At 71.6% G+C, this 22857-nt stretch carries 18 protein-coding genes and 1 pseudogene; 5 read left to right on the forward strand and 14 right to left on the reverse strand.

What is annotated here, in order from left to right; translation table 11 throughout:
• Positions 1 to 107 precede the first annotated feature (107 nt).
• From ABZ896_RS20945 to ABZ896_RS20960, 4 genes are all read right to left on the reverse strand, one after another.
• Positions 108 to 1706, reverse strand: coding sequence for a carboxyl transferase domain-containing protein (locus tag ABZ896_RS20945; protein ID WP_360930915.1), 1599 nt, complete (start codon positions 1704 to 1706; stop codon positions 108 to 110).
• Complete coding sequence (locus ABZ896_RS20950; RefSeq protein ID WP_360930918.1) at positions 1703 to 3385, reverse strand: acyclic terpene utilization AtuA family protein; 1683 nt, start codon at positions 3383 to 3385, stop codon at positions 1703 to 1705. Before ABZ896_RS20950 ends, ABZ896_RS20945 begins: the two co-directional genes overlap by 4 nt.
• A complete protein-coding gene (locus tag ABZ896_RS20955; protein WP_360930921.1) occupies positions 3382 to 4176 on the reverse strand; it encodes a TIGR03084 family metal-binding protein in 795 nt (264 codons plus the stop codon). Before ABZ896_RS20955 ends, ABZ896_RS20950 begins: the two co-directional genes overlap by 4 nt.
• 95 nt (positions 4177 to 4271) lie before the next feature.
• Entirely contained in the window at positions 4272 to 5840 is a 1569-nt protein-coding gene (locus ABZ896_RS20960; protein WP_360930924.1) for an MFS transporter, read from the reverse strand.
• Between the two features lie 113 nt (positions 5841 to 5953).
• Here ABZ896_RS20960 and ABZ896_RS20965 point away from each other — a divergent pair, with 113 nt between their 5' ends.
• Both ABZ896_RS20965 and ABZ896_RS20970 read left to right on the forward strand, forming a co-directional pair.
• Positions 5954 to 6532, forward strand: a complete 579-nt coding sequence (locus tag ABZ896_RS20965; protein ID WP_360930927.1) for an XRE family transcriptional regulator — start codon at positions 5954 to 5956, stop codon at positions 6530 to 6532.
• A 488-nt stretch (positions 6533 to 7020) separates the two neighbouring features.
• Positions 7021 to 7764, forward strand: coding sequence for a class I SAM-dependent methyltransferase (locus ABZ896_RS20970; protein WP_360930929.1), 744 nt, complete (start codon positions 7021 to 7023; stop codon positions 7762 to 7764).
• Here the strand turns inward: ABZ896_RS20970 and ABZ896_RS20975 are convergent, their stop codons facing one another.
• The 8 genes and pseudogenes from ABZ896_RS20975 to ABZ896_RS21010 form a co-directional block, all read right to left on the reverse strand.
• Complete coding sequence (locus tag ABZ896_RS20975) at positions 7765 to 9501, reverse strand: ABC transporter ATP-binding protein (RefSeq protein WP_360930932.1); 1737 nt, start codon at positions 9499 to 9501, stop codon at positions 7765 to 7767. It lies immediately after the preceding gene.
• Positions 9502 to 9985: 484 nt separating this feature from the next.
• Positions 9986 to 10942 carry an EamA family transporter gene (locus ABZ896_RS20980; RefSeq protein ID WP_360930935.1) on the reverse strand — a complete coding sequence of 319 codons (957 nt, stop codon included), beginning with the start codon at positions 10940 to 10942 and terminating at the stop codon, positions 9986 to 9988.
• 41 nt (positions 10943 to 10983) lie between these two features.
• Complete coding sequence (locus tag ABZ896_RS20985; RefSeq protein ID WP_360930938.1) at positions 10984 to 12894, reverse strand: ABC transporter ATP-binding protein; 1911 nt, start codon at positions 12892 to 12894, stop codon at positions 10984 to 10986.
• 71 nt (positions 12895 to 12965) lie between these two features.
• A complete protein-coding gene (locus ABZ896_RS20990; RefSeq protein ID WP_360930940.1) occupies positions 12966 to 13100 on the reverse strand; it encodes a hypothetical protein in 135 nt (44 codons plus the stop codon).
• A 178-nt stretch (positions 13101 to 13278) separates the two neighbouring features.
• Positions 13279 to 14263: pseudogene (locus ABZ896_RS20995) on the reverse strand (peptidoglycan bridge formation glycyltransferase FemA/FemB family protein).
• Positions 14264 to 14346: 83 nt separating this feature from the next.
• The gene (locus ABZ896_RS21000) at positions 14347 to 14823 is read right to left on the reverse strand and encodes a GNAT family N-acetyltransferase (protein WP_360930942.1); all 477 of its coding nucleotides are present in this window, start codon (positions 14821 to 14823) and stop codon (positions 14347 to 14349) included.
• A gap of 59 nt (positions 14824 to 14882) precedes the next feature.
• On the reverse strand, positions 14883 to 15467 hold the full coding sequence (locus tag ABZ896_RS21005; RefSeq protein ID WP_360930945.1) for a hypothetical protein: 585 nt from the start codon (positions 15465 to 15467) through the stop codon (positions 14883 to 14885).
• A 132-nt stretch (positions 15468 to 15599) separates the two neighbouring features.
• On the reverse strand, positions 15600 to 18521 hold the full coding sequence (locus tag ABZ896_RS21010; protein WP_360931013.1) for an FAD-binding and (Fe-S)-binding domain-containing protein: 2922 nt from the start codon (positions 18519 to 18521) through the stop codon (positions 15600 to 15602).
• Positions 18522 to 18634: 113 nt separating this feature from the next.
• Between ABZ896_RS21010 and serC the strand changes: the two genes are divergently transcribed.
• Positions 18635 to 19753, forward strand: coding sequence for a phosphoserine transaminase (serC, locus tag ABZ896_RS21015; protein ID WP_360930948.1), 1119 nt, complete (start codon positions 18635 to 18637; stop codon positions 19751 to 19753).
• Between the two features lie 77 nt (positions 19754 to 19830).
• Here serC and ABZ896_RS21020 read toward each other — a convergent pair whose 3' ends face one another.
• Complete coding sequence (locus tag ABZ896_RS21020) at positions 19831 to 20775, reverse strand: NADP-dependent oxidoreductase (protein ID WP_360930950.1); 945 nt, start codon at positions 20773 to 20775, stop codon at positions 19831 to 19833.
• 75 nt (positions 20776 to 20850) lie between these two features.
• Here ABZ896_RS21020 and ABZ896_RS21025 point away from each other — a divergent pair, with 75 nt between their 5' ends.
• Positions 20851 to 20976: a hypothetical protein gene (locus ABZ896_RS21025; RefSeq protein WP_360930953.1), complete on the forward strand. Its 126-nt coding sequence runs from the start codon at positions 20851 to 20853 to the stop codon at positions 20974 to 20976.
• Positions 20973 to 21125: a winged helix-turn-helix transcriptional regulator gene (locus ABZ896_RS21030; RefSeq protein WP_360930956.1), complete on the forward strand. Its 153-nt coding sequence runs from the start codon at positions 20973 to 20975 to the stop codon at positions 21123 to 21125. Before ABZ896_RS21025 ends, ABZ896_RS21030 begins: the two co-directional genes overlap by 4 nt.
• A gap of 50 nt (positions 21126 to 21175) precedes the next feature.
• Here ABZ896_RS21030 and ABZ896_RS21035 read toward each other — a convergent pair whose 3' ends face one another.
• On the reverse strand, positions 21176 to 22813 hold the full coding sequence (locus ABZ896_RS21035; protein ID WP_360930959.1) for an alpha/beta hydrolase: 1638 nt from the start codon (positions 22811 to 22813) through the stop codon (positions 21176 to 21178).
• Positions 22814 to 22857: the final 44 nt, after the last annotated feature.

The following is a 22857-nucleotide window of genomic DNA, read 5'->3' on the forward strand; positions in this document are numbered from 1 at the left end:
AAGGATTCTCTTTCCACTAGATCACCGCAACCATCAATTGAGGAACCACGACGGCGAGCAACCAGGTCCGCGAGAGCGGCGGCGGTTTAGCCGCAAAGAGGGGCCCCTCACATCCGGAAGACGCCGAAGCCACCGCGTGCGCCCTCGTAGGGCGCCGTGTGGAGGGCGGACAGGCACAGGCCGAGGACGGTCCGGGTGTCGCGCGGGTCGATGACGCCGTCGTCGTAGAGCCGCCCGGACAGGAACATCGGCAGCGACTCGGACTCGATCTGCTGCTCCACCATCGCGCGCAGCGCCGCGTCGCCCTCTTCGTCGTACGGCAGTCCCCTGGCGGCCGCCGACTGGCGGGCCACGATGGAGAGCACGCCGGCGAGCTGCTGCGGGCCCATGACGGCCGACTTGGCGCTGGGCCAGGCGAAGAGGAAGCGGGGGTCGTAGGCGCGGCCGCACATGCCGTAGTGCCCGGCGCCGTAGGAGGCGCCCATGAGCACGGAGAGGTGCGGGACCCGGGAGTTGGAGACGGCGTTGATCATCATCGCGCCGTGCTTGATGATGCCGCCCTGCTCGTACTCCCTGCCGACCATGTAGCCGGTGGTGTTGTGCAGGAAGAGCAGCGGGATGTCCCGCTGGTTGGCCAACTGGATGAACTGGGCGGCCTTTTGGGACTCCTCGGAGAACAGGACCCCCTGGGCGTTGGCCAGGATGCCGACCGGGTAGCCGTGCAGGGCGGCCCAGCCGGTGGCGAGGCTGCTCCCGTACAGCGGCTTGAACTCGTCGAAGTCGGAGGCGTCGACGATCCGGGCGATGACCTCGCGCGGGTCGAAGGGCACCTTGAGGTCGCCGGGGACGATCCCGAGGAGTTCCTCCTCGGCGTACTTGGGCGGCTCGGCGAAGCCCGGATCGGCGTACGCCTTGCGGTGGTTGAGGCGGGCCACGACCCGCCGCGCCTGCCGCAGCGCGTCCTGTTCGTCCACGGCGAAGTAGTCGGCGAGACCCGACACGCGCGCGTGCATCTCGGCGCCGCCGAGGGACTCGTCGTCGCTCTCCTCACCGGTGGCCATCTTCACCAGGGGCGGACCGCCGAGGAAGACCTTCGCGCGCTCCTTGACCATGATGACGTGGTCGGACATGCCGGGGATGTAGGCGCCCCCGGCCGTGGAGTTGCCGAAGACGACGGCGACGGTGGGGACCCCGGCGGCCGAAAGCCGGGTCAGATCACGGAAGATGGCGCCGCCGGGGATGAAGATCTCCTTCTGCGACGGCAGATCGGCACCTCCCGACTCCACCAGGCTGATGCAGGGCAGCCGGTTGGCGAGCGCGATGTCGTTCGCCCGCAGGGCCTTCTTCAGCGACCAGGGATTGCTCGCACCGCCGCGCACGGTCGGGTCGTTGGCGGTGATCAGGCACTCCACGCCCGCCACCACCCCGATCCCGGTGACCAGCGAGGCGCCGACCGTGTAGTCGCTCCCCCAGGCCGCCAGCGGGGACAGTTCCAGGAAGGGCGTGTCGGGGTCGAGGAGCAGCTCGATCCGTTCACGGGCGAGCAACTTGCCGCGTTTCCGGTGCCGTTGGACGTACTTCTCGCCACCGCCCGCCAGCGCCTTGGCGTGTTCGGCGGTCAGCTCGTCGAGCTTGGCGAGCATGGCCTCGCGGTTGGCCCGGTAGTCCGAACCCGCCGTGTCCAGGGCGGAGTTGATGACGGTCACAGCAGGGCCTCCGGGATGTCCAGGTGGCGGGAGCGCAGCCATTCGCCGAGGGCCTTGGCCTGCGGGTCGAAGCGGTGCCGGGCGGCGACGCCCTCGCCGAGGATCCCCTCGACGACGAAGTTGAGGGCGCGGAGGTTGGGCAGCGGGTGCCGGGTGACCTTCAAGTCGGCCGTCTCCGGCAGGAGTTCACGGAAGAGGTCGACGGTGAGCGTGTGCGCGAGCCACCGCCAGTCCTCGTCACTCCGGGCCCAGACCCCGACGTTGGCGTTCCCGCCCTTGTCTCCGCTGCGGGCGCCGACGACCCGGCCGAGGGGCGCCCTGGTCAGGGGTCCTTCGAGCGCCAACGGCTCGGGCAGGGGCGGTTCCGGCGGGTCTTCGAGTACGGCGGTGTCGGGGGCCGGGGGCACGGGGATCCGGCGGCCGTCGTGCAGGACCGCCACGTGGTCAACGGCGCCCTGAGGGACGTAGACGTCCTCGAAGACGCCGTACGGCGAGCCCTTGCCGGGGGGAGCCACCACATGGAACCCGGGGTAGCTGGCGAGCGCCAGCTCGACGGCGGCGCCGCTCAACGCCCGTCCCACCGCGTCCTGTTCGGGGTCCCGTACGACGAGCCGGAGCAGGGCGCTGGCCGTTTCCTCGGTGGGGGCGTCGGGGCGGTCGGTGCGGACCAACTCCCAGCTGCTGTAAGCGACTTTGGTGAGTACCGGCTCCAACTGGGCGCGCACCAACGCCGCTTTGGCTTCGATGTCGAGGCCCGTCAGGACGAAGGCGACCTCGTTGCGGAAGCCGCCGAGCCTGTTGAGGCCGACCTTGAGGGTCGGGGGCGGGGCCTCGCCGCGGACATCCGAGATCCGAACGCGGTCGGGGCCGTCCTGGGTGAGCCGGACGGTGTCGAGGCGGGCGGTGACGTCGGGTCCGGCGTACCGGGCGCCCTGGGTCTCGTACAGGAGCTGCGCGGTGACCGTGCCGACGTCGACGAAGCCGCCGGTGCCGGGGTGTTTGGTGATGACGGCGGTGCCGTCCTCGTGGAGTTCGGCGAGGGGGAAGCCGGGGCGCCGCAGGTCGTGCGCCCGGTCGGCGAAGAAGGCGTAGTTGCCGCCGGTCGCCTGTGTCCCGCACTCCAGGACGTGCCCGACGACGACGGCGCCCGCGAGCCGGTCGAACTCCCCCGGCCCCCAGCCGAAATGGGCGGCGGCGGGCCCGGTGACCAGGGCCGCGTCCGTCACCCGGCCGGTGACGACGATATCGGCCCCCGCACGCAGGCACTCCGCGATGCCGAAGCCGCCGAGGTAGGCGTGGGCGGCGAGGGTGCCGGGGTGTGCGGCGGTGAGGTCGTCGCCCTCGACGTGCGCGACCCGGACCGGAAGGCCGAGGCGGGCGGCCAACTCCCGTATGCGGACGGCGAGTCCGGCGGGGTTCAGCCCGCCGGCGTTCGCGACGATCCGCACGCCCCGCTCGTGCGCCAGCCCCAGGCACTCCTCCAACTGCCGCAGGAACGTGCGGGCGTACCCTGCACCGGGGTCCTTCAGCCGGTCGCGGCCCAGGATGAGCATGGTCAGTTCGGCGAGGTAGTCGCCGGTGAGGACGTCGAGTTCACCGCCGGTGAGCATCTCGCGCAGCGCGTCGAAGCGGTCGCCGTAGAAGCCGGAGGCGTTGCCGATGCGGAGGGGGGCCGTCACCGGTCCGCTCCCTTGGGCGCGCGCCCCTCACCGGGTGGCCCCGCGAACGCCTGGGCGATGTCCAGCCAGCGGTCGGCGTCCTCTCCGACGGCGGTCAGGGCGAGGTCGGTGCGGTGGGCGCGCTGGGTGACCAGGAGGCAGAAGTCGAGGGCGGGGCCGCTGACGCGGTCGCCGGCGTCTTCAGGGCCGTAGACCCACAACTCCCCGCCCGGGCCGACGAGTTCAACGCGGAACTCCTCGAACGGCGGGGTCAGTCCCCGCACGCCGAAGGCGAAGTCGCGGGTGCGGACGCCGAGGCGGACGATGTGCCGGATCCGGTCGGTCGGCTTCCGGGTCACCCCGAGCGCGTCGGCGACGTCCAGGCCGTGGGCCCAGGTCTCCATGAGGCGGGCGGTGGCCATGGAGGCGGTCGACATGGGCGGGCCGTACCAGGGGAAACGGGCGCCCTCGGGGGCGGACCGCAGGGCCTCGGCGAGGGCGGTGCGGCCCGTCCGCCAGTCCGCGAGCAGCTGCTCCGGCTCCTTGCCGGCGCCCTCCTCCGCGCCGTTGTCCACGAAGTCCCCGGGCTCGGCCAGTGCCTTCTCGATCTGCCGGGCGAAGGCGTCGTGGTCGGTCACGGCCAGCAGCGAGGAGTGGTCGGTCCAGGCGAGGTGCGCGATCTGGTGCGCGACGGTCCAGCCCGGCGCGGGGGTCGCGAGGGCCCACCGCTCCGGGCTCAGCCCGGCCACGAGCAGGTCGAGCTCCTCGCTCTCCGCGCACAGGTCGTCGATGACGGGGGTGGGGTCGGCCATGGGGCGAGGATGCCAGCGCCCTCAGAAACAAGCAAGCGTGCTTGCATTAATTGGGGCACTTCTTGGGCCCCCGATGCAGCGGCCCCGGAATCAGTTCACTTCTTCGGCCCCCGGGTCAGCACATGGACGAAGAGCACCGCCATCACGCCGACCCCCACCCACATCGCCCCCTGCCAGCCGTCGACGAAGGACTCCCGGGCCGCCCGGATCAGTACCTGTCCGTCGGGGCCGGCCCGGCCGCCCGCGACGTCGAGCGCGTTCCCGATGCCCTCGCGGGCGGTGGCCGCCACCCCCTGGGGAACCCCGTCGAGCCGGGGGTCGATCGCGTGGCGGTAGCCTGCGGACAGGAGCGCTCCGAGCAGCGCGACCCCCAGCGCCGTACCGAGTTCGCGGGTGACGTCGTTGAGGGCGGACGCGACCCCCTGCCGGTCGGCGGGCAGCGCGCCGGTGATGGCCTCGGTGGACGGGGTCATCGACAGGCCCATCCCGACGCCCATCGCGAGCATGCCGGGCAGGACGGACAGGTATCCGCCGCCGACCGAGACGAGGGAGGCCATGAGCGCGAGGCCGGCGCCGGAGAGGAGGACGCCCGTGGCCATCGTCGCCCGGGGGCCGATGCGCGCGGCCAGGGCGGGCGCCGCTCCGGACGCCCCCATCATCAGGACCGCCATCGGCATCAACGCCAGCGTGGCCAGCAGCCCCGACCAGCCGAGGACGGCCTGGAGGAACGGGAAGAGCACCACGAAGACGCCCGCCTGGACCCCGAACACCGCGAGGAGCGTGAGCGAACCGGCGGCCAGGGCGCGTTCGCCGAACAGCCGCACGTCCAGCAACGCGGCGTCACGGCGGCGCAGTTCCCAGGCCACGAAGGCTCCGGCGGCGAGGACGCCGACGGCCAGGGCGGTCAGGGTCAGGGGTGCGGTCCAGCCTCGTTCCGGGCCCTCCTGGAGGACGAGGATGAGCCCCACCACGGCGACGACTGAGGTCAGGGCGCCCACGGTGTCGTAGGAATGCCCGTGTTTCTCGGTGGAGTTGGGGACCGAGCGCACGGTCATCGCGAGGGCTACGGCGACCAGGGCGACGGGGAGGACGAAGAGCCAGCGCCAGTTCGCCAGGTCGACCAGCGCGGCGGAGAGGAACATGCCCAGGATGCCGCCGCCTCCGGCCACGCCGGTCCACACGCCGATCGCCCGGCCGCGCTCCTCCTCGGGGAAGGTGGAGGTGATGACGGCCAGCGTGATCGGCATGATCATCGCGGCGCCGACTCCGCTCAACAGGCGGGCGGCGAACAGGACTTCGGCGGACGGGGCGAGGCCGGCCAGGGCGCTCGCGGCGCCGAAGAGGACCAGGCCGGCGAGGAGCACCGGCTTGCGGCCGACGCGGTCGCCGAGTGCGCCCAGGGGCAGGAGGAGTGCGGCCAGGGTGAGGGTGTAGACGTTGATGATCCACAGGATCGTGCTCTGTGAGGCGCCGAAGGCGACCGCGAGGTCGGGCTGGGCGACGCCGAGGCCGGACACCGAGGCGATGACGGCCATCAGTGCGATGCAGACGGAGGTGAGGATGGTGCGTCTTTGGCGGGCGTCGGGGTGGGGGTCGGTGGGGAGGTCCTCGCCGGGGGCGCGGGGTGGCTCGGCGCTCACCCGGCCGGGCAGGTTCGTAGTCATGGGGTCCTCTCAGCGGCGGCGGTAGCGGTAGTGGTAGCGGCGGATCGGCCGGACGTGCGGTCGACATCGACGACGCTAGGCGGGCCTTGCCCTGGAGGCATACGCTCTTGCCCATGACGCAAGACAATGGCGAGCTGGACGGCCTCGTACGCAAACGCATCCGGGCGCTGCGGGTGGCCCAGGGGTGGTCCCTGGAGGAGCTGGCGTCGCGGGCCAGGGTCAGCCAGTCCACGCTCAGCCGGATCGAGAACGGGCAGCGCAGGCTGGCCCTGGACCAGCTCGTGACGCTCGCGCGTGCTCTGGACACCTCGCTGGACCAGCTGGTGGAGACGGCTTCGGACGACGTCGTCTTCAGCCCGATGATCGACGCGGCGCACGGGCTGATGCGCTGGCCGGTGCGGGCGGAGCCGGGCATGACCGTCGTACGGCAGCGGATGACCGATCCGCCGCCCGACAGCCCCGCGCGGCTGCGCGCGCACCCGGGCCGCGAGTGGCTCGTCGTGCTGTCCGGCACGGCGGTCCTGCTCCTTGGCAACCGGCGCTTCCGGGTCGAGACCAACCAGGCGGCGGAGTTCCCCACGATGCTGCCGCACGCCATCGGCGCGGAGGGCGGCCCCTGCGAGATCCTCGGCATCTTCGACCGCGACGCGCGCCGCGGACACCAGCGCGGCGAGGACTCGGGCCGGCCGTAATTCCCGCGCGCCGGGCGCCGCCCGGCGGCGGCCACCACCCGGCCGTGGTCCCGACCTGGCCGTGCTCGCCGCCCGGCCATGGTCCCCGCCCGGAGAAGACTCCGGCCCGCCGCAATACCCGCACGCCAGTCCCCGCCCAGCCATGGTCACCGCCCAGCCGTGATCCCCGCCCGGCCATAGTCCCCCCCCCCCCCGGAAAAGACTCCGACCCGCCGCAATACCCGCGCGCCAGTCCCCACCCGGCCATGGTCACCGCCCGGCCGTGATCCCCACCCGGAGGACACTCCAGCCCGCCGCAATACCCGCACGCCAGTCCCCACCCGGCCATGGTCACCGCCCAGCCGTGGTCCCCGCCCAGCCGTGGTCCCCACCCGGCCGTGGTCCCCACCCGGAGAAGACTCCGACCCGCCGCGGTCCCCACCCGGAGAAGACTCCGGTCGCCCGTAATTCCCGCGCGCCGTCGTCGCGCCCCGCAGTACCGTCCCCCGGTGATCGATGAAGACGGTTTCTTCGGAGAGTCCATTGCGGCGGGGTACGACGAGTCGGCGGCGGAGATGTTCGCGGTGGAGGCGGTTGGGCCGGCCGTGGACCTGCTGGCGGAGCTGGCGGCCGGGGGGCGCGCCCTCGAACTGGGCGTCGGGACCGGGCGGATCGCGTTGCCGCTGGCCGGGCGCGGGGTCGAGGTGCACGGGATCGAGCTGTCGCGGGCGATGGCGAAGCGCCTGCACGCCAAGCCCGGTGGTGCGGCGATCGGCGTGACCATCGGGGACTTCGCGACCGCGCGCGTGCCCGGGGAGTTCTCGCTCGCCTACCTCGTCTACAACACACTCATGAACCTCACGACCCAGGACGCCCAGGTCGACTGCTTCCGCAACGTCGCCGCGCATCTCACCCCCGGCGGCACCTTCGTCGTCGAGGTCATGGTCCCCGACCTGCGCCGGCTGCCGCCCGGCCAGAACACCGTGCCCTTCCACGTCGGCGAGCGGCGCGTCGGCTTCGACACCTACGACCTCGCCACCCAGGCGATGAGCTCCCACCACGTCAAGGTCGACGAGGACGGCCACGGCTCGTTCTGGTCCGTCCCGTTCCGCTACGTCTGGCCCGCCGAACTGGACCTGATGGCCCGCCTCGCCGGAATGCGCCTGCGCGACCGCTGGGAGAACTGGTCCCGCACCCCCTTCACCGGCGACAGCCGCCAGCACGTGTCCGTCTGGGAGAAGACCGGCGCCTGATCAGGACGCGCAACCGCCGTACACCTGACCCGCGTACGCCTCGGGCTCCCGCCCCGAGTGGTACAGATGCGCGTACGCCCCGCCCCGCAGCAACAGCTCCTCGTGGCGGCCCGTCTCCACGATTCGGCCGTTGTCGACGACGAGGATGCGGTCGGCGTCGGGGGCCAGGTCCAGGTCGTGGGTGATCATGATTGTCGTGCGGCCGGCCATCAGGCGGCGCAGGGGGTCGAGCACCCGGCGGGCGGCCAACGCGTCGAGGCCGGTGGTCGGTTCGTCGAGGACCAGGACCGGTGCATCGCGGAGGATCGCGCGGGCGATGGCCAGGCGTTGGAGCTGACCGCCGGACAGGCGGGCCGAGTTGGGGTCGACCTGGGTGTCGTAGCCCTCGGGCAGGTTCGTCACGAAGTCGTGCGCGTCGGCCGCGCGGGCCGCCTCGACGATCGCCTGCTCGCTCGCGCCGGGCCGCCCGCACGCGATGTTCGCGCGGACCGTGTCGTGCAGGACGAGTGTCTCCTGCGGGAGGAGGGTGACGTACTCGCGCAGTCGCGCCAGCGGGTAGTCCCGCAGCGGGACGCCGTCCAAAAAGATGCCGCCCGCGTCGGGGTCGTAGAAGCGGAGCAGGAGCTTGGAGACGGTCGACTTGCCGGCGCCGCTCGGGCCCGTGACGATGACCAGTTCGCCGGGGTGGACGGTGAACGACAGCCCGTCCAGCGTCGGTCCGTCCGCGCCGGGATAGCCGAACGACACCTCTCGTACGTCGATACGGCCGTCAGGGCGCCCGGTGTCGGCGCCCCGCGCCGGGTCGCGTACGGCGGGCCTGGCGTCCAGGACCTCGACCAGGCGCTCGGCGCCCGCGGTGGCCGCCGTGATCAGCAGGCCCAGTTGGGCGAGGCTGCGGACGGGCGGGTAGAGGTAGCTCAACAGGGCGGCGAAGGACAGGAGTTGGCCTAGGGTCAGCCGGCCCTCGGAGATCTCCCAGACGCCGATGCCGATCACCGCGAGCACGCACACCGTCTCGATGACCTGGACGAGCTGGCCGTAGGCCTGGTTGAGGCGGGCCGAGCGGACGGCGGCCCGGAACCACGCGTGCGCCTCCTGCCTGAGCCGTCGGCGTTCGGCGTCCTCGCGGCCGTAGGCCTGGGTGAGGACGAGGTTGCCGAGGGACTCCTCCACGACGGAGGTGACCGCGCCGTCGGCGACCCGGCCGTCGCGGGCCACCGACTTGACCCCGGCCGAGAACCTCCGCGCGGCCAGCCAGAACAGCGGCGCGAGGGCGAAGGTGGCCGCGGCCAGGTCCCAGCGCAGCCAGAACGCGGCGGCCGCGTAGAAGACCGCGCTGAAGAGCGCCGAGGCGGTGCCGATCAGCCCGGAGACGGCCATCTGCTCGATGGACTCGACGTCTCCGGTGAGCCGGGAGAGCAGGTCGCCCTGGCGGTGGCGCTGGAAGAAGTGCGGGGGGAGTCTCTGGACGTGGTCGAAGACGTGCTCGCGCAGTCTCATCACGAAGCGTTCCGAGACCCAGACCGCGAGGGAGCCGCCCGTGTAGCCGATGGCCGCGCCGACCACGGCGAGCACGAGCCACTGCACGGCGGGCGACCAGAAAGCGTCGAGCGAGCCTTTCTGGAGGGCGTTGTCGGTGAGTTCGCCGAAGAGCAGGATGGCGGCGGTCTCGGCGAGCGCGCCGAGTACCGTGCAGAGCCACACGGCGACGAGCCAGCGCCGTAATCCCTTGGTCATGGGCCAGAAGCGGCGGAATGCCGCGCGGGGCGCAAGGGTGGGTGCGGTGGGTTCGTATTCCCTTGATGGCGTTATGGGAAAACCGTATTCGGAGAGCAGAATATCCGGTGGAACAGCCTTTGGATGAACAGGCTCCGGATAAACCGGCTCAGGATTACTTCGCACCCGCCCCTTGCGCCTGGTCACCGCAGGTCAGCCGGCCTGGCGCGGCGGGACGGGCTCACCCGGACGCGGGCGGCGACGGCCCGGCTGTCGGGGCGGCGGAACCTGGTTCAGATTCTGGTTAGCGCCCGGTCCGGGGTTCTGACCCGCGTTTCCGTTCCCACGGGGAGTGAGTGGAGCGATCACCCTGAAGCTCATAAGAATCCTCCTGAGTTTCCAGTTCGTGCGCCGGATGAGAAGGAACTTAACAGCTCCGCGGACGGCGCAAGCGAAAACTCAGGAAGAAAGGCTCCGATAATCGCTGTGAATACCTTGGGGATTCCTAGGAAATACCTGGGTCACCCCGTCCGACCTGCGTGCGGACCGCTCCCATGCTCGCCCCGATGACGAGCGCGACGGCGAGTGCCTGGAGCACCGAGAGGGCCTGATGGAGGATCAGGAAGCCCGCGAGCGCGGCGAGGGCGGGCTCCAGGCTCATCAGGATGGCGAAGGTGGAGGCGGGCAGGCGGCGCAGGGCGAGGAGTTCGAGGGTGTACGGCAGCACGGAGGACATCATCGCCACGGCCGCGCCCAGGCCGATCGTCACCGGGTCGAGGAGCCTCGCGCCGGACTCGGCGACGCCGAGCGGCAGGAAGGCGAGGGCGCCGACCGCCATCGCGAGGGCCAGTCCGTCGGCCTGCGGGAAGCGGCGGCCGGTGCGTGCGCTGAAGACGATGTACGCCGCCCACATGCCGCCCGCGGCCAGTGCGAAGGCGACGCCCACCGGGTCGAGGCCGTGGAAGTTACCGCCGCCGAGCAGGAAGACGCCGGCGAGGGCGAGGGCGGCCCAGACGGCGTTGACCGCGCGCCGGGAGGCGAGGACGGAGAGCGCGAGAGGGCCGAGGACTTCGAGGGTGACGGCGAGGCCGAGGGGGATGCGGTCGACGGACTGGTAGAAGAGGCCGTTCATCGCGGCCATGACCAGGCCGAACGCGACGACCGTGCCCCAGTCGGTGCGGGAGTGGCCACGCAGACGGGGGCGGCAGACCAGGAGCAGGACGACCGCGGAGGCCAGCAGGCGCAGGGTCACGACACCGAGCGCGCCCGCGCGGGGCATCAGGGTCACGGCGATGGCGGCGCCGAACTGCACGGAGACACCACCGGCGAGGACCAGGCCGACGGGGCCGAGGGAGCCCCAGCGGTGCGGAGTGCCGGGTGCGCTGCCGGCGAGGGCCGACGACGAGGCGACGGCTGGGCTGGAAGTGGCTGGGCTCGAAGTGGCTGGGCTGGGGGTCGTCACGGGGCGTCCAGAAGCGGCTCGGGGGGTGCTTCAGGGTAGGTTCACCATGATGCACTGCTCGGTCCAGGGTACTGGACCTCGACAGGTGTGTGAACCCCGTAAGCAGCTGACACCCACGGCTGGGTGGTCTCCTGGAACAGCGGCAGCCTCAACTCCCCCGTGTCCATGAGCGCGTCGTTCTGCGAGCGGTGCAGCCGGGTGTACGCGCCGCCGCGGGCGAGCAGCTCCTCGTGCCGGCCGACCTCCACGATCCGGCCGCGGTCGACGACGAGGATGCGGTCCGCGTCGGGGGCGAGGTTGAGGTCGTGGGTGATCATGATCGTCGTACGGCCCGCCATCAGACGGCGCAGCGGCTTGACGACCCTGCGCGCGGCCAGCGCGTCGAGGCCCGTGGTCGGTTCGTCGAGGACCAGGACCGGTGAGTCCCGCAGGATCGCGCGGGCGATGGCGAGTCGCTGGAGCTGACCGCCGGACAGGCGCGCCGAGTTGGGGTCGACCTTCGTGTCGTAGCCCTCGGGCAGCCGCACGATGAACTCGTGCGCGTCGGCGGCCCGGGCCGCCGCCACGATCGCCTGCTCGCTCGCGCCGGGCCGCCCGCAGGCGATGTTCGCGCGCACGGTGTCGTGCAGGACGAGGGTCTCCTGCGGCAGGAGGGTGACGTACGCGCGCAGCCGGGCGAGCGGCAGGTCCCGCAGCGGGACGCCGTCCAGGTAGATGCCGCCCGCGTCGGGGTCGTAGAAGCGCAGCAGGAGTTTTGACACGGTGGACTTTCCGGCGCCGCTCGGGCCGGTGACGATGACCAGTTCGCCGGGGTGGACGGTGAAGGAGAGCCGCGACAGGGCTTCGGTGTCCGCGCCCGGATAGCGGAAGGTCACGTCTTGTATGTCGATACGGCCGTCAGGGCGCCCGGTGTCGGACGGGCGGCGCGGGTCGGTGACCGCGGGGCGGGCGTCCAGGATCTCGATGAGGCGCTCGGCGCCCGCGGTGGCGGCGGTGACGGTGAGGCCGAGCTGGGCGAGGCCGCGGACCGGTGGATAGAGGTAGCCGAGGAAGGCGGAGAAGGCGAGGAGCTGGCCGAGGGTCATCCGGCCGGTGGAGATCTCCCAGGCGCCGATGCCGATCACGGCGAGTACGCAGACCGTCTCGATGACGGTCACGAGCTGCTCGTACGCCTCGTTCAGGCGGGTCGAGCGGACGGAGGCGCGGAACCAGGCGTTCGCCTCCTCGGCCAGCCGTCTGCGCTCGGCGTCCCGGCGGTCGTACGCCTGGGTGAGCACGATGTTGCCGAGGGACTCCTCGACGACCGAGGTGATCGCGCCGTCGGCGACGCGGCCGTCCCGGGAGACGGCCTTGATGGAGCCGGAGAACCTTCGCGCGGCGAGCCAGAAGAGGGGGGCGAGGACGAAGGTGGCGGTGGCGAGGTCCCAGCGCAGCCAGAAGGCGGCGGCCGCGTAGAAGAGGGCCGAGAAGACGGCGGAGGCGGCGCCGACCAGGCCGGAGACGACCATCGTCTCGATCGCCTCGATGTCGCCGGTGAGGCGGGAGAGGAGGTCGCCCTGTCTGTGCTGCTGGAAGAAGTGGGGAGGTAGCTGTTGTACGTGGTCGAAGACGTGCTCGCGCAGGCGCATCACGAAGCGTTCGGTGGCCCAGGCGGCGAGGGAGTTGCCGGCGTACGCGACGATCGCGCCGACGACGGCCACGGCGAGCCACTTGCCCGCGGGGGCCCAGAACGCGGCGAGTGAGCCCTTCTGGAGGGCGTGGTCGGTGAGGTCGCCGAAGAGGAGGATCGCTTCCGTCTCGGCGAGGGCGGCGAGGACGGTACACAGCCAGACGGTGAGGAGGCGGCCGCGGAGGCCTTTCGTCAGCGGCCAGAAACGGCGGAATGCGGTGCGGGCGGGAATGGTGGGGGTGCCGTATTCGTCTTCGTCCTCGAATTCAACTTCCTCGTCCATGCCCGACTCCACCATTCTCCGCCGCTTTACCTGACAAAGGGTCCGACGGTGCACCGCCGGACCCTCCTACATCAGTTGTCCTGGTCGCCCGGGATCGGCTTGGGGACCGGGGGCTTGTGGTGGTGCTTCTTGGGCTTCGGCGGGGGCGGGGGAGGCAGCTGCTTCGACTTCGGCTTCGGCAGGGGGGCGAGCTTCTTGAGGCTCATTCCAACTCCTTGAAAGGGGGTTGCGCTGTTCCTGGATTTCGCCGAATTCCGCGTCCGGAACCCGATGCCGAAGAATTTACACGCCGCCCACCAAGAGAAGCGCTAGGAAAGGCAAAGGGGCACTGTGAATAACCTTGGTAAGGCTGAGAGTTGGTTGGGTAAGAGGCCCGGCCGGGCGCTAGCGGCGCGACAGGTACAGGTCCAGCGCCCTGTGGAGGAGGCGGTTGAGGGGGTAGTCCCATTCGCCTAGGTACTCGACTGCCTCGCCGCCCGCGCCCGCCTTGAAGCGGAGGAGGCCCAGGAGGTGGTTGGAGTCCTCCAGGGTGTCGGTGATGCCTCGGAAGTCGTAGACGGCGGCGCCGAGTTCGTGGGCGTCGGACATCATCCGCCACTGCATGGCGTTGTTGGGCTGCACCTCGCGGCGGCGGCTCGTGGAGGCACCGTAGGAGTACCAGACGTGCTCGCCGACGGTCAGCATCGTGGCCGCGGCCAGCGTCTCCCCCTCGTGCCGGGCGAGGTAGAGCCGCATACGGTCCGGGTGTTCGGCGGTGAGGGCGGTCCACATGCGCTGGAAGTAGGCGAGGGGGCGCGGCAGGAAGCGGTCGCGTTCCGCGGTCTCGGTGTAGAGCGCGTGGAACACCGCGAGGTCGCCGTGACACCGGCCTTCTCGGCCTTCTTGATGTTCCGCCGCCACTGCTGGTTGAGCCCGCGGTGGATGTCCTCCAACGTCCGCCCCGCGAACGGCACTTGGAAGACGTACCGAGGCTGTCCGACCGCGAACCCCTCCTCGTCGCCGGGTTCCGTCTGCTGCCAGCCCGCGCGCCGCAGCCGGTCGGCGATGTCGAAGGACCGCGGTTCGTACGAGGTCGCCGCCACGTCCCGCAGCCGCCGCGCGGCCGGATCGGCGATCGCCGCCTTCACGGTCTCGGCGCTCCACCGCCGCATCACGACCGGCGGCCCCATCTTCACGGAGAAGGCACCCTGTTCCCGCAGATACGCGAGCATCGGCTCCAGCCAGCGCGCGCTCAGCTCGGGGTCGGACCAGTCGATCAGCGGTCCCTCGGGGAGATACGCGAGGTACTTCTTCAGCTTGGGCAACGGCCGGTGGAGCACGAGCCCCAGGACGGGACCTGCATGGTGCCGGCGGAGGGCCGCAGGGGCATGCGGGCGACTCCTTCGGCCAGCTGGTCTTCCGCCAGCCTAGGCAGGACGACCGCCGTCACCGCCGCCCCACGCAGCGCTCCTCCTAGCCACCCGCCCCCGGCGCACGCACCATGAACACGTCCACCAGATCCTCCGCCTCCACGACGAACCCGTGCCGTTCGTACAACCATCGGGCCGCGCTGCCCTGGAGGACGTTCAGGCGGACGGGTTCAGCGGTCGCGTCGGTGCGGGTGAGCAGCGTGCGCAGGACGGCCGTGCCGAGGCCCCGCCCGTGCAGTTCCGGTGTGATGAAGAAGTGCTCCAGCCAGTGCCCGTCCGCCTCCGGCCGCAGCGCGACACACCCCGCGAACCGGCCGTCCGCCACGACGACCGACGTGTGCGCCGCGACGAACGCGTCCCGGAACCGCTGCCGTACCCGATGCTCGTCGAACCGCCCCAGCCGCTCCAGATCCGGCCGCATCACCACGGCCCGCAGCTCGACGATCGGCTCGACGTCGGCGAGTTCGGCGGGCCGCAGGGTCCACGCCACCCGGCCCGCCACAGTCGTACTGGTGTCCATGGGCGGGAGTATCCCAGCGGCCCCGAAGGCCCCCGGCACCCCTCCCGCCCACCCCGGACTCAGCCCTTGCCGGCCGGCGCGAAGTGCACCGGGATGTACTGGTCGTACAGGCGGACGTCGGTCGCCGTGAAGTCGGCGCGGGTGACGATCGCGCACCGCACCGTCATGTCGCAGACCACGCCGTCCGCGATCTCGGGCCTGAGGTTGAGCGTGGTAGTGAAGCGGCCGCCCTTCTCGTACGGGAGCGTGACGCCCGGCGTGCCCGTGCCCTGGTCGGTGATGCGGCGGGCGGAGCCGTCCGTCGACTCACGGCCGCCGAGACAGCCCGTGGGCAGCCGGGTGTACGTCGAGGGGTCGCCGACCTCGACACCCTCCGGGACCGGGCAGAACGCGAGGAAGACGCCCTGCGCGCGGTTGTAGCCCTTGCCGCGGACGTCGACCGTGCCGCCCGCGGCGGGCAGCAGCGTGGACTTCGCGGTCAGCCGCAGGTGGAAGGTCTCGCCGTCGGCGGTGGTGACGGTGCGGTGGGCGTGGCCGACGAGCGGGAAGGCGGCCGCGCTGCCGGCGAAGGGGAGGGTCGCGGCGAGCGCGGCCGCGGTGACCGCGAGGGCGCGGCGCAGGAGTCGTGCGGTGGGGGGTGTCATGGGACGGAGTCCGCCCTTTCACTTATGTGCGTACCGTGAACTCCTTGATACCTAAAACATGACTGATCAGTAGGCCAACGCCGGCCGGATCCCTTCACGGCCCGCACACCACATCACCCCATGCCGGCCCGCTCACCCCCGCCGCAGCGCCTCCGCCAGCACCTCCGCCAGATGCCGCCCCCGCACCCCGGCCAGCTGCTCCAGCTGGGTCCGGCAGGAGAACCCGTCCGCCAGCACCACCGCCTCCTCCGGTGCCTCGCGCACGGCCGGTAGCAACTGCTCCTCCGCGCACGCCTTCGACACCGCGAAGTGCCCTTTCTCGAAGCCGAAGTTGCCCGCGAGCCCGCAGCAGCCCCCGGCCAACTCGCCGGTGAGTCCCGCCGCTTCACGCAACCTTCGGTCGGCCGAGTCGCCGAGGACGGCGTGCTGGTGGCAGTGCGTCTGGCCGACCGCCGGACGGTCGAGGCGCGGTGGGACCCAGCCGGGGGCGTACGTCTCCAGCGCCTCCGCGAAGGTGAGGATCCCCGCCGCGAGCCGGGCCGCACGCGGGTCGTCGTGCAGCAGCTCGGGCAGGTCGGTGCGCAGGGCGGCCGCGCAACTCGGCTCCAGAACGACGAAGTGCGCGGGATCGTCGGCCAGTTCGGGCCTGAGGAACACGTCCAGCATGTCCAGCGTCTCGCTCAACACCGCGCGGGCACGGTCGAGTTGGCCGGTGGAGATATACGTCAGTCCGCAGCAGACCCGGCCGCGGTGCAGCGGGTTCACGGTGTACGAGGTGCTGCCGTCCTCCTCCCGCGTCTCCGTCACCCGGGAGGCCAGCTTCGGCAGGAGCACCGGCCTCACCCCGGCCGCCTCCAGGACCTCCACGGCGGCACGGCCCACGCCGGGTGAGAGGTGCTCGGTGAAGGTGTCCGGCCACAGGAAGACGGTGCGGGGCAGCCCGCCGTCGGGAGTCTCGTCGTAGGCCACGTCCTCCCGCATCCCCACCCGCGCCCGACGCCCGTACCACTGGCTGAACGTCCGCCGCGCCACCCGCGGGATGCTCCGCTCCGGCGCGATCCCCCCGAGCAGCTTGGCGAGGGCCGCGAGGGGTCGTACCGCCGCGAGCACGTTGACCAGCCGGGCGGTGCGCGTACGGGCCACCCAGCGCAGCCAGACCGGCAGCCACCCCATGCTGTAATGGGCGGCCGGGCGCCGGCGCCCCGCGTAGTGGTGGTGCAGGAACTCCGCCTTGTACGTGGCCATGTCGACCTCGACCGGGCAGTCGGAGCGGCAGCCCTTGCAGGACAGACAGAGGTCGAGGGCGTCCCGCACCTCCGTCGACCGCCAGCCGTCGGTGACCACCCCACCCCGCTCCCCCGCCAGCATTTCGTGCAGCAGCCGGGCCCGGCCCCGCGTGGAGTGCGCCTCCTCCCCCGTCGCCCGGAAGGACGGGCACATCACGGCGGACCCGGTCGCCGACGTCGTACGACATTTCGCGACGCCCACGCAGCGCCGTACGGCCGCGGAGAAGTCACCGCCGTCGGCCGGGTAGCCGAAGGCCACGTCGACCGGCTCGCGGGGCAGGACGGCGAAGCGGAGGTCGGCGTCGAGGGGTGCCGGGCGGACGAGCACGCCCGGGTTGAGCAGGTCGTCCGGGTCCCAGACGGCCTTCGCGCGCTCGAACAGGGCGACCATGTCGTCGCCGTACATCCGAGACAGCAGTTCGGCGCGCGCCAGCCCGTCCCCGTGCTCCCCGGACAGCGAGCCGCCGTGCGCGACGACCAGGTCGGCGAGTTCCTCGGAGAAGCGCCGGAAGCGACTCACGCCCGTATCGCTGAGCAGGTCGAAGTCGATGCGGACGTGGATGCAGCCGTCGCCGAAGTGGCCGTACGGCGTCCCGCGCAGCCCGTGCTCCCCCAGCAGCCCGCGGAAGTCCCGCAGATACGCGCCCAGCCGCCGCGGCGGGACCGCGCAGTCCTCCCAGCCGGGCCAGGCCTCGGAGCCGTCCGGCATGCGGGTCGCCGTACCGCTGGCGTCCTCGCGGATCCGCCACAGGGCGCGCTGGCCGGCCGGGTCGGTCACCACGAGGGAGTCGAGGACATCGGCCGCGCGCACGATCTCCTCCGCACGCGCGCGTGCCTCCGCCTCGGAGGAGCCGCCGGTCTCCACGAAGAGCCAGGCGCCGCCCCGGGGCAGCGCGGCCGCCGAAGGGACCAGGTCGGCCGCCATGCCCTCTACTGTCAGGGGGCCGTGCGGCAGGATCCCGGCCGCGGCCTCGGCGGCCACGCCTTCGTCCGCGTACCCCAGCACGGCGAGCGCACGCGCGCGTGGCGCCTCGACCAGCCGTACGACGGCCTCGGTGACGATGCCGAGGGTGCCCTCGCTGCCGCAGAAGGAGCGGGCGACATCGGCCCGGTGCTCGGGCAGCAGCGCGTCCAGGGCGTATCCGGAGATACGGCGCGGCAGCTCGGGGAAGCCGGTCCGCAGCCGGGCCAGCTCCCCGTCGACCAGCTCGCGCAGCCCCTCCGGCGCCCCGGCCCACTCCTGCCCGAGCCGCAGCCGCTGCCCGCGCGCGGTGATCACGTCCAGCTCGCGGACGCTGTCGGCGGTCGTCCCCCAGGCCACCGAGTGCGACCCGCACGAGTTGTTGCCGATCATCCCGCCGAGCGTGCAGCGGCTGTGGGTGGAGGGGTCGGGCCCGAAGCGCAGCCCGTGCGGGGCGGCGGCCTCCTGGAGCCGATCGAGGACGAGCCCGGGCTGGACGACGGCGGTCCGCGCCCCGGGGTCCAGCGCCACGACCCGGTTCATGTGCCGGGTGAAGTCGAGCACGACCCCGGTGCCGGTGGCCTGCCCGGCGATGGACGTACCCCCGCCCCGCGCCACGACCGGCACCCCCCGCTCCCGGCACACCTCCAGCACGGCGGCCACGTCGTCGGCGTCCCGCGGCGCGACCACCCCGAGCGGCACCCGCCGGTAGTTGGAGGCGTCCATGGTGACCAGGGCCCGCGAGGTGACGTCGAAGGCGACCTCGCCCCGTACGGCCTTGCTCAGCGCGGCTTCCAGACCCGTCATGGGACTCACAGGACTCATGGGACCAGCGTCCCAGCCCGTCCGCCGACCGGACCCACGTCTCAGCCGACGGACCACATTTCGTCCACGTTTCCCCGACCGGCTAACCTCGCTCCGTGGCTGAGATCCAGATTCCCGCTGACATCAAGCCCGCCGACGGTCGATTCGGCGCGGGCCCCTCCAAGGTGCGGACGGAAGCGCTGGACGCGCTGGCCGCCACCGGTACGTCCCTGCTCGGCACCTCCCACCGCCAGGCCCCGGTCAAGAACCTGGTCGGCCAGGTGCGCGAGGGCATCTCCGCGCTGTTCTCGCTGCCCGAGGGCTACGAGGTGATCCTCGGCAACGGCGGCTCGACCGCGTTCTGGGACGTCGCCACGCACGGCCTGATCGAGAACAAGTCGCAGCACCTGACCTTCGGCGAGTTCTCGTCGAAGTTCGCGAAGGCGTCCAAGCTGGCGCCGTGGCTTTCCGAGCCGACGGTCGTCGTGAGCGACCCGGGCACTCACCCGGAGCCGGTCGCCGAGGCGGGTGTCGACGTCTACGCCTTCACCCACAACGAGACGTCCACGGGCGTCGCGGCCCCTGTGAAGAGGGTCGCGGGCGCGGACGCGGGCTCCCTGGTACTGGTCGACGCGACCTCCGGCGCCGGCGGCCTCCCGGTGGACATCGCCGAGACGGACGTCTACTACTTCGCCCCGCAGAAGTCCTTCGCCTCCGACGGCGGCCTGTGGATCGGCGTGTTCTCCCCGGCCGCGATCGAGCGCGCCGAGCGGATCCACGCGTCCGGCCGCCACATCCCGGAGTTCTTCTCGCTCCCGACGGCGATCGACAACTCCCGCAAGAACCAGACGTACAACACCCCTGCGCTGTCCACCCTGTTCCTGCTGAACCAGCAGCTGGAGTGGATCAACGGCCAGGGCGGCCTCGCCTGGTCGACGGCCCGCACGAAGGACTCGTCCACCCGTCTCTACACCTGGGCGGAGGAGTCCAAGCACGCGACCCCGTTCGTCACGGACCCGGCGAAGCGCTCGCAGGTCATCGGCACGATCGACTTCGCCGACGAGATCGACGCGGCCGCGATCGCCAAGGTCCTGCGCGCCAACGGCATCGTCGACACCGAGCCCTACCGCAAGCTCGGCCGCAACCAGCTGCGCGTGGCGATGTTCCCGGCGATCGACCCGGCGGACGTCGAGGCGCTGACGAAGTGCATCGACTACGTGATCGAGAAGCTGTAGTTCTCGGCTCTACGACGATGAGGGGCGCCCGGTGAACTCCGGGCGCCCTTCGTCGTGTTCAGGGAGACGTCTCGAGGTCAGGGCACCAGTACAAGCTTGCCGGTCGTACGGCGTTCCTCGATCGCGCGGTGGGCTTCGGATGCCTCGGACAGCGGATAGGCGCGTTCTACGGCGACCCGCAGCCGGCCCGTCTCGATGCGCTCGGTGATCGGCTCCAGAGTGCGGCCGTCGGGCTCGGCGGTGACCCAGACGTACCGCAATCCCCTTGTGGCGGCGGCCTGTTCGTCCGTGCCGGGATCGATGGACGCGCCGACGAGCAGCCCGCCCGGCTTGAGCACGTCGAGGGAGCGCGGCCCGTACGCGCCGCCCACCAGATCCAGAACGACGTCCACCGGCTCAACGGTCTTGCGGAAGTCCCCGGTTGTGTAGTCGACCAGTTCGTCCGCGCCCAGCTCGCGCAGCCAGTCGTGCTTGGCCGAGCGCGCGGTCCCGATGACGTACGCGCCGAGCTCCTTGCCGAGCTGGACCGCGACATGGCCGACACCGCCCGCCGCCGCGTGGACCAACACCCGGTCACCGGGGCGGACTTGGGCCAGTACGGACAGCGCCTGCCAGGCGGTGATCGCGACCAGGGGGACGGCCGCCGCGTGCGCGAGGTCGAGGTTCTTCGGCTTCGGCGCCAGCGCGGTGGCGGGCGCGACGGTGAACTCCGCGTACGCGCCCCGCGGGGAGAGCGGCAGCATCCCGTACACCTCGTCCCCCGGCCCGAACCGCGTCACCCCCGCACCGACCCGCTCGACGGTCCCGGCCAGGTCGTTGCCCGGCGTCCAGGGCAGGGCGACCAGGTCGGGAACCCGCCCGGATCTGAGTACGGCGTCCCCCGGGTTGACCCCGGCGCCCCCGACCCGCACCAGCACCTCACCGGGGCCGGGTTCGGGGACGTCGGTCTCGGTGGCGACGAGCACCTCGGGACCGCCGAAGACGGACTGGACGATGGCCTGCATACGCGTCGTGCGTGTCATGGATGTCACGGGTGTCATCCTCCGACCGCCGATCGGGCGGCGGAAGAAGGCACTTCTCTGATATCGAGGTTCCTCATGGATACCGGTTTCGACCTGAGGAAACACGGCGGCGTGGACGTCTTCCTGCGCGACTGCCCCACCCGCGCGGTGCTGGAACTGATCGCGAGCAAGTGGACCATGCTGGTGCTGGTGGCGGGGTGACCCCGAAGGTCCTGACCTCGACCCTGCGCGCCCTGGAACGCGAGGGCCTGCTGACCCGCAGTGTGTACCCGACCGTGCCACCGCGCGTGGAGTTCGACGAGCGTGCCGCGCGTGTGGCCGAGGAGGCGGTGGCGCCCGTACGACAGTGAGGGCGCCCGGTGGTGAACACCGGGCGCCCTCTGGGCAGTTCAGGTCGGTATCAGCCGCGGAAGCCGAGCATGCCGTGGAGGCTCGCGCCGCCGGGCACCGCGGTGAGCGGCGAGGAGTCCGTGCTCAGGGACTTGGCCGACTTGGACTGTGCCTGGGACTGGGACTGGGACTGGGACTCCAGCGGCTTCGGGTCGGCGAGCTTCTTGCAGGTCGCGTCCGCCGTGCCGTGGCCGCGCGGGACCGTACCGTCGGTCAGGTACTTCGCGAGGTACTTGTCGAGGCAGGCGTTGCCGCTCAGCGTGATGCCGTGGTTGCCGCCGCCCTGCTCGACAACGAGGCTGGAGTGCTTGAGGAGTTGGTGGACCCGGACACCGCCCGGGTACGGGGTGGCCGCGTCGTTCGTCGCCTGGAAGAGCAGGACCGGCGGGAGCTTGGAGTTGGCGACGTTCACCGGCTTCAGCGACTTGGTCGGCCAGAAGGCGCACGGCGCGTTGTACCAGGCGTTGTTCCAGGCGTTGAAGGGCGCCTTCGCGTAGACCGCCCAGTTGTCCTTCTGCCACTGCTTCCAGTCCCGCGGCCAGGAGGCGTCACGGCACTGTACGGCGGCGTAGACGCTGTAGCCGTTGTCACCGGAGGCGTCGATCGCGGCGAAGTTCTCGTACGCCTCGACCAGCGGGTCGGCGTTCTTGTCGTTGACGTACGCGGCGAACGCGTCGGCCAGGTAGGGCCAGTAGCCGTTGTAGTACCCGCCGGGCAGGAAGGTGTCCTCCAGCTCGGCCGCGCCCACCTTGCCGCCGGCCGGCTTCTTCGCCAACTCGGCCTGCATCGCGTACCACTTGGCCTCGATCGCGGCCGGGTCGGTACCGAGCTTGTACGTGGAGTCGTACTTGGCGATCCAGGCCATCAGCGCCTTGTGGCGGGCGTCGAAGGCGTAGTCCTGCGAGATGTTGGCGTCGTACCAGACCCCGTCGGGGTTCACGATCGAGTCGAGCACCAGCCGGCGCACATGGGTCGGGAAGAGCTTCGCGTAGACCTGGCCGAGGTAGGTGCCGTACGAGTAGCCGAAGTAGTTGATCTTCTTCGCGCCGAGGGACTTGCGGATCGAGTCCAGGTCCTTCACGGCGCTGATCGTGTTGATGTACGGCAGCACGCTCGCGTACTTGCGGCCGCAGGCGGCGGCGAAGGACTTGGCGCGCTCCAGGTTGGCCTTCTCGATCGCGGGTGTGCTCGGGACGGAGGCCGGGCGCACGGGGTTGAAGTACCCCGGCTTGCAGTCGAGGGCGGGCGTGCTCTTGCCGACGCCGCGCGGGTCGAAGCCGATGACGTCGTACTGGGAGGCGACGGCCTTGGGCAGACTGGAGGCCACGAACCCGGCGAGCGTCAGCCCACTCCCACCGGGACCACCCGGGTTGACCAGCAGCGGGCCCTGGTACTTCTTCGCGGTGTGCGGCACCCGGGACAGGGCCAGGGTTATCTGGCGTCCCTTGGGCTTGGCGTAGTCGAGCGGCACCTTCACCGACCCGCACTGCAGGGTCGGGTAGTCGTCGGTCCCGCACTTCTTCCAACTGACCTTCGCGGGAAGGGCGGTGGCCGAGACTGCCGACGTACTGGCCTCCGCGGGAACGGCGGTGACGGTCCCGGCGAGGACAACGGCCGCACCACACAGCACAGCTGCGCTTCTTCTCATGAACTTCCCTCAGCACATGGGGGGTTGGGGGTCAGGACCGAAAG

The sequence above is a fragment of the Streptomyces sp. NPDC047072 genome (assembly GCF_040643855.1).
Lineage (GTDB): Bacteria > Actinomycetota > Actinomycetes > Streptomycetales > Streptomycetaceae > Streptomyces.

What these genes read in the sequence shown, in the direction of transcription:
- ABZ896_RS20985 (WP_360930938.1), bottom strand. Translation starts at nt 12,894, where the DNA reads ATGGACGAGGAAGTTGAATTCGAGGACGAAGACGAATACGGCACCCCC.
- ABZ896_RS20990 (WP_360930940.1), bottom strand. Translation starts at nt 13,100, where the DNA reads ATGAGCCTCAAGAAGCTCGCCCCCCTGCCGAAGCCGAAGTCGAAGCAG.
- ABZ896_RS20960 (WP_360930924.1), bottom strand. Translation starts at nt 5,840, where the DNA reads ATGACTACGAACCTGCCCGGCCGGGTGAGCGCCGAGCCACCCCGCGCC.
- ABZ896_RS21005 (WP_360930945.1), bottom strand. Translation starts at nt 15,467, where the DNA reads ATGACACCCCCCACCGCACGACTCCTGCGCCGCGCCCTCGCGGTCACC.
- ABZ896_RS20955 (WP_360930921.1), bottom strand. Translation starts at nt 4,176, where the DNA reads ATGGCCGACCCCACCCCCGTCATCGACGACCTGTGCGCGGAGAGCGAG.
- ABZ896_RS21025 (WP_360930953.1), top strand. Translation starts at nt 20,851, where the DNA reads ATGGATACCGGTTTCGACCTGAGGAAACACGGCGGCGTGGACGTCTTC.
- ABZ896_RS21000 (WP_360930942.1), bottom strand. Translation starts at nt 14,823, where the DNA reads ATGGACACCAGTACGACTGTGGCGGGCCGGGTGGCGTGGACCCTGCGG.
- ABZ896_RS21035 (WP_360930959.1), bottom strand. Translation starts at nt 22,813, where the DNA reads ATGAGAAGAAGCGCAGCTGTGCTGTGTGGTGCGGCCGTTGTCCTCGCC.
- ABZ896_RS21020 (WP_360930950.1), bottom strand. Translation starts at nt 20,775, where the DNA reads ATGACACGCACGACGCGTATGCAGGCCATCGTCCAGTCCGTCTTCGGC.
- ABZ896_RS21010 (WP_360931013.1), bottom strand. Translation starts at nt 18,521, where the DNA reads ATGACGGGTCTGGAAGCCGCGCTGAGCAAGGCCGTACGGGGCGAGGTC.
- ABZ896_RS20975 (WP_360930932.1), bottom strand. Translation starts at nt 9,501, where the DNA reads ATGACCAAGGGATTACGGCGCTGGCTCGTCGCCGTGTGGCTCTGCACG.
- ABZ896_RS20965 (WP_360930927.1), top strand. Translation starts at nt 5,954, where the DNA reads ATGACGCAAGACAATGGCGAGCTGGACGGCCTCGTACGCAAACGCATC.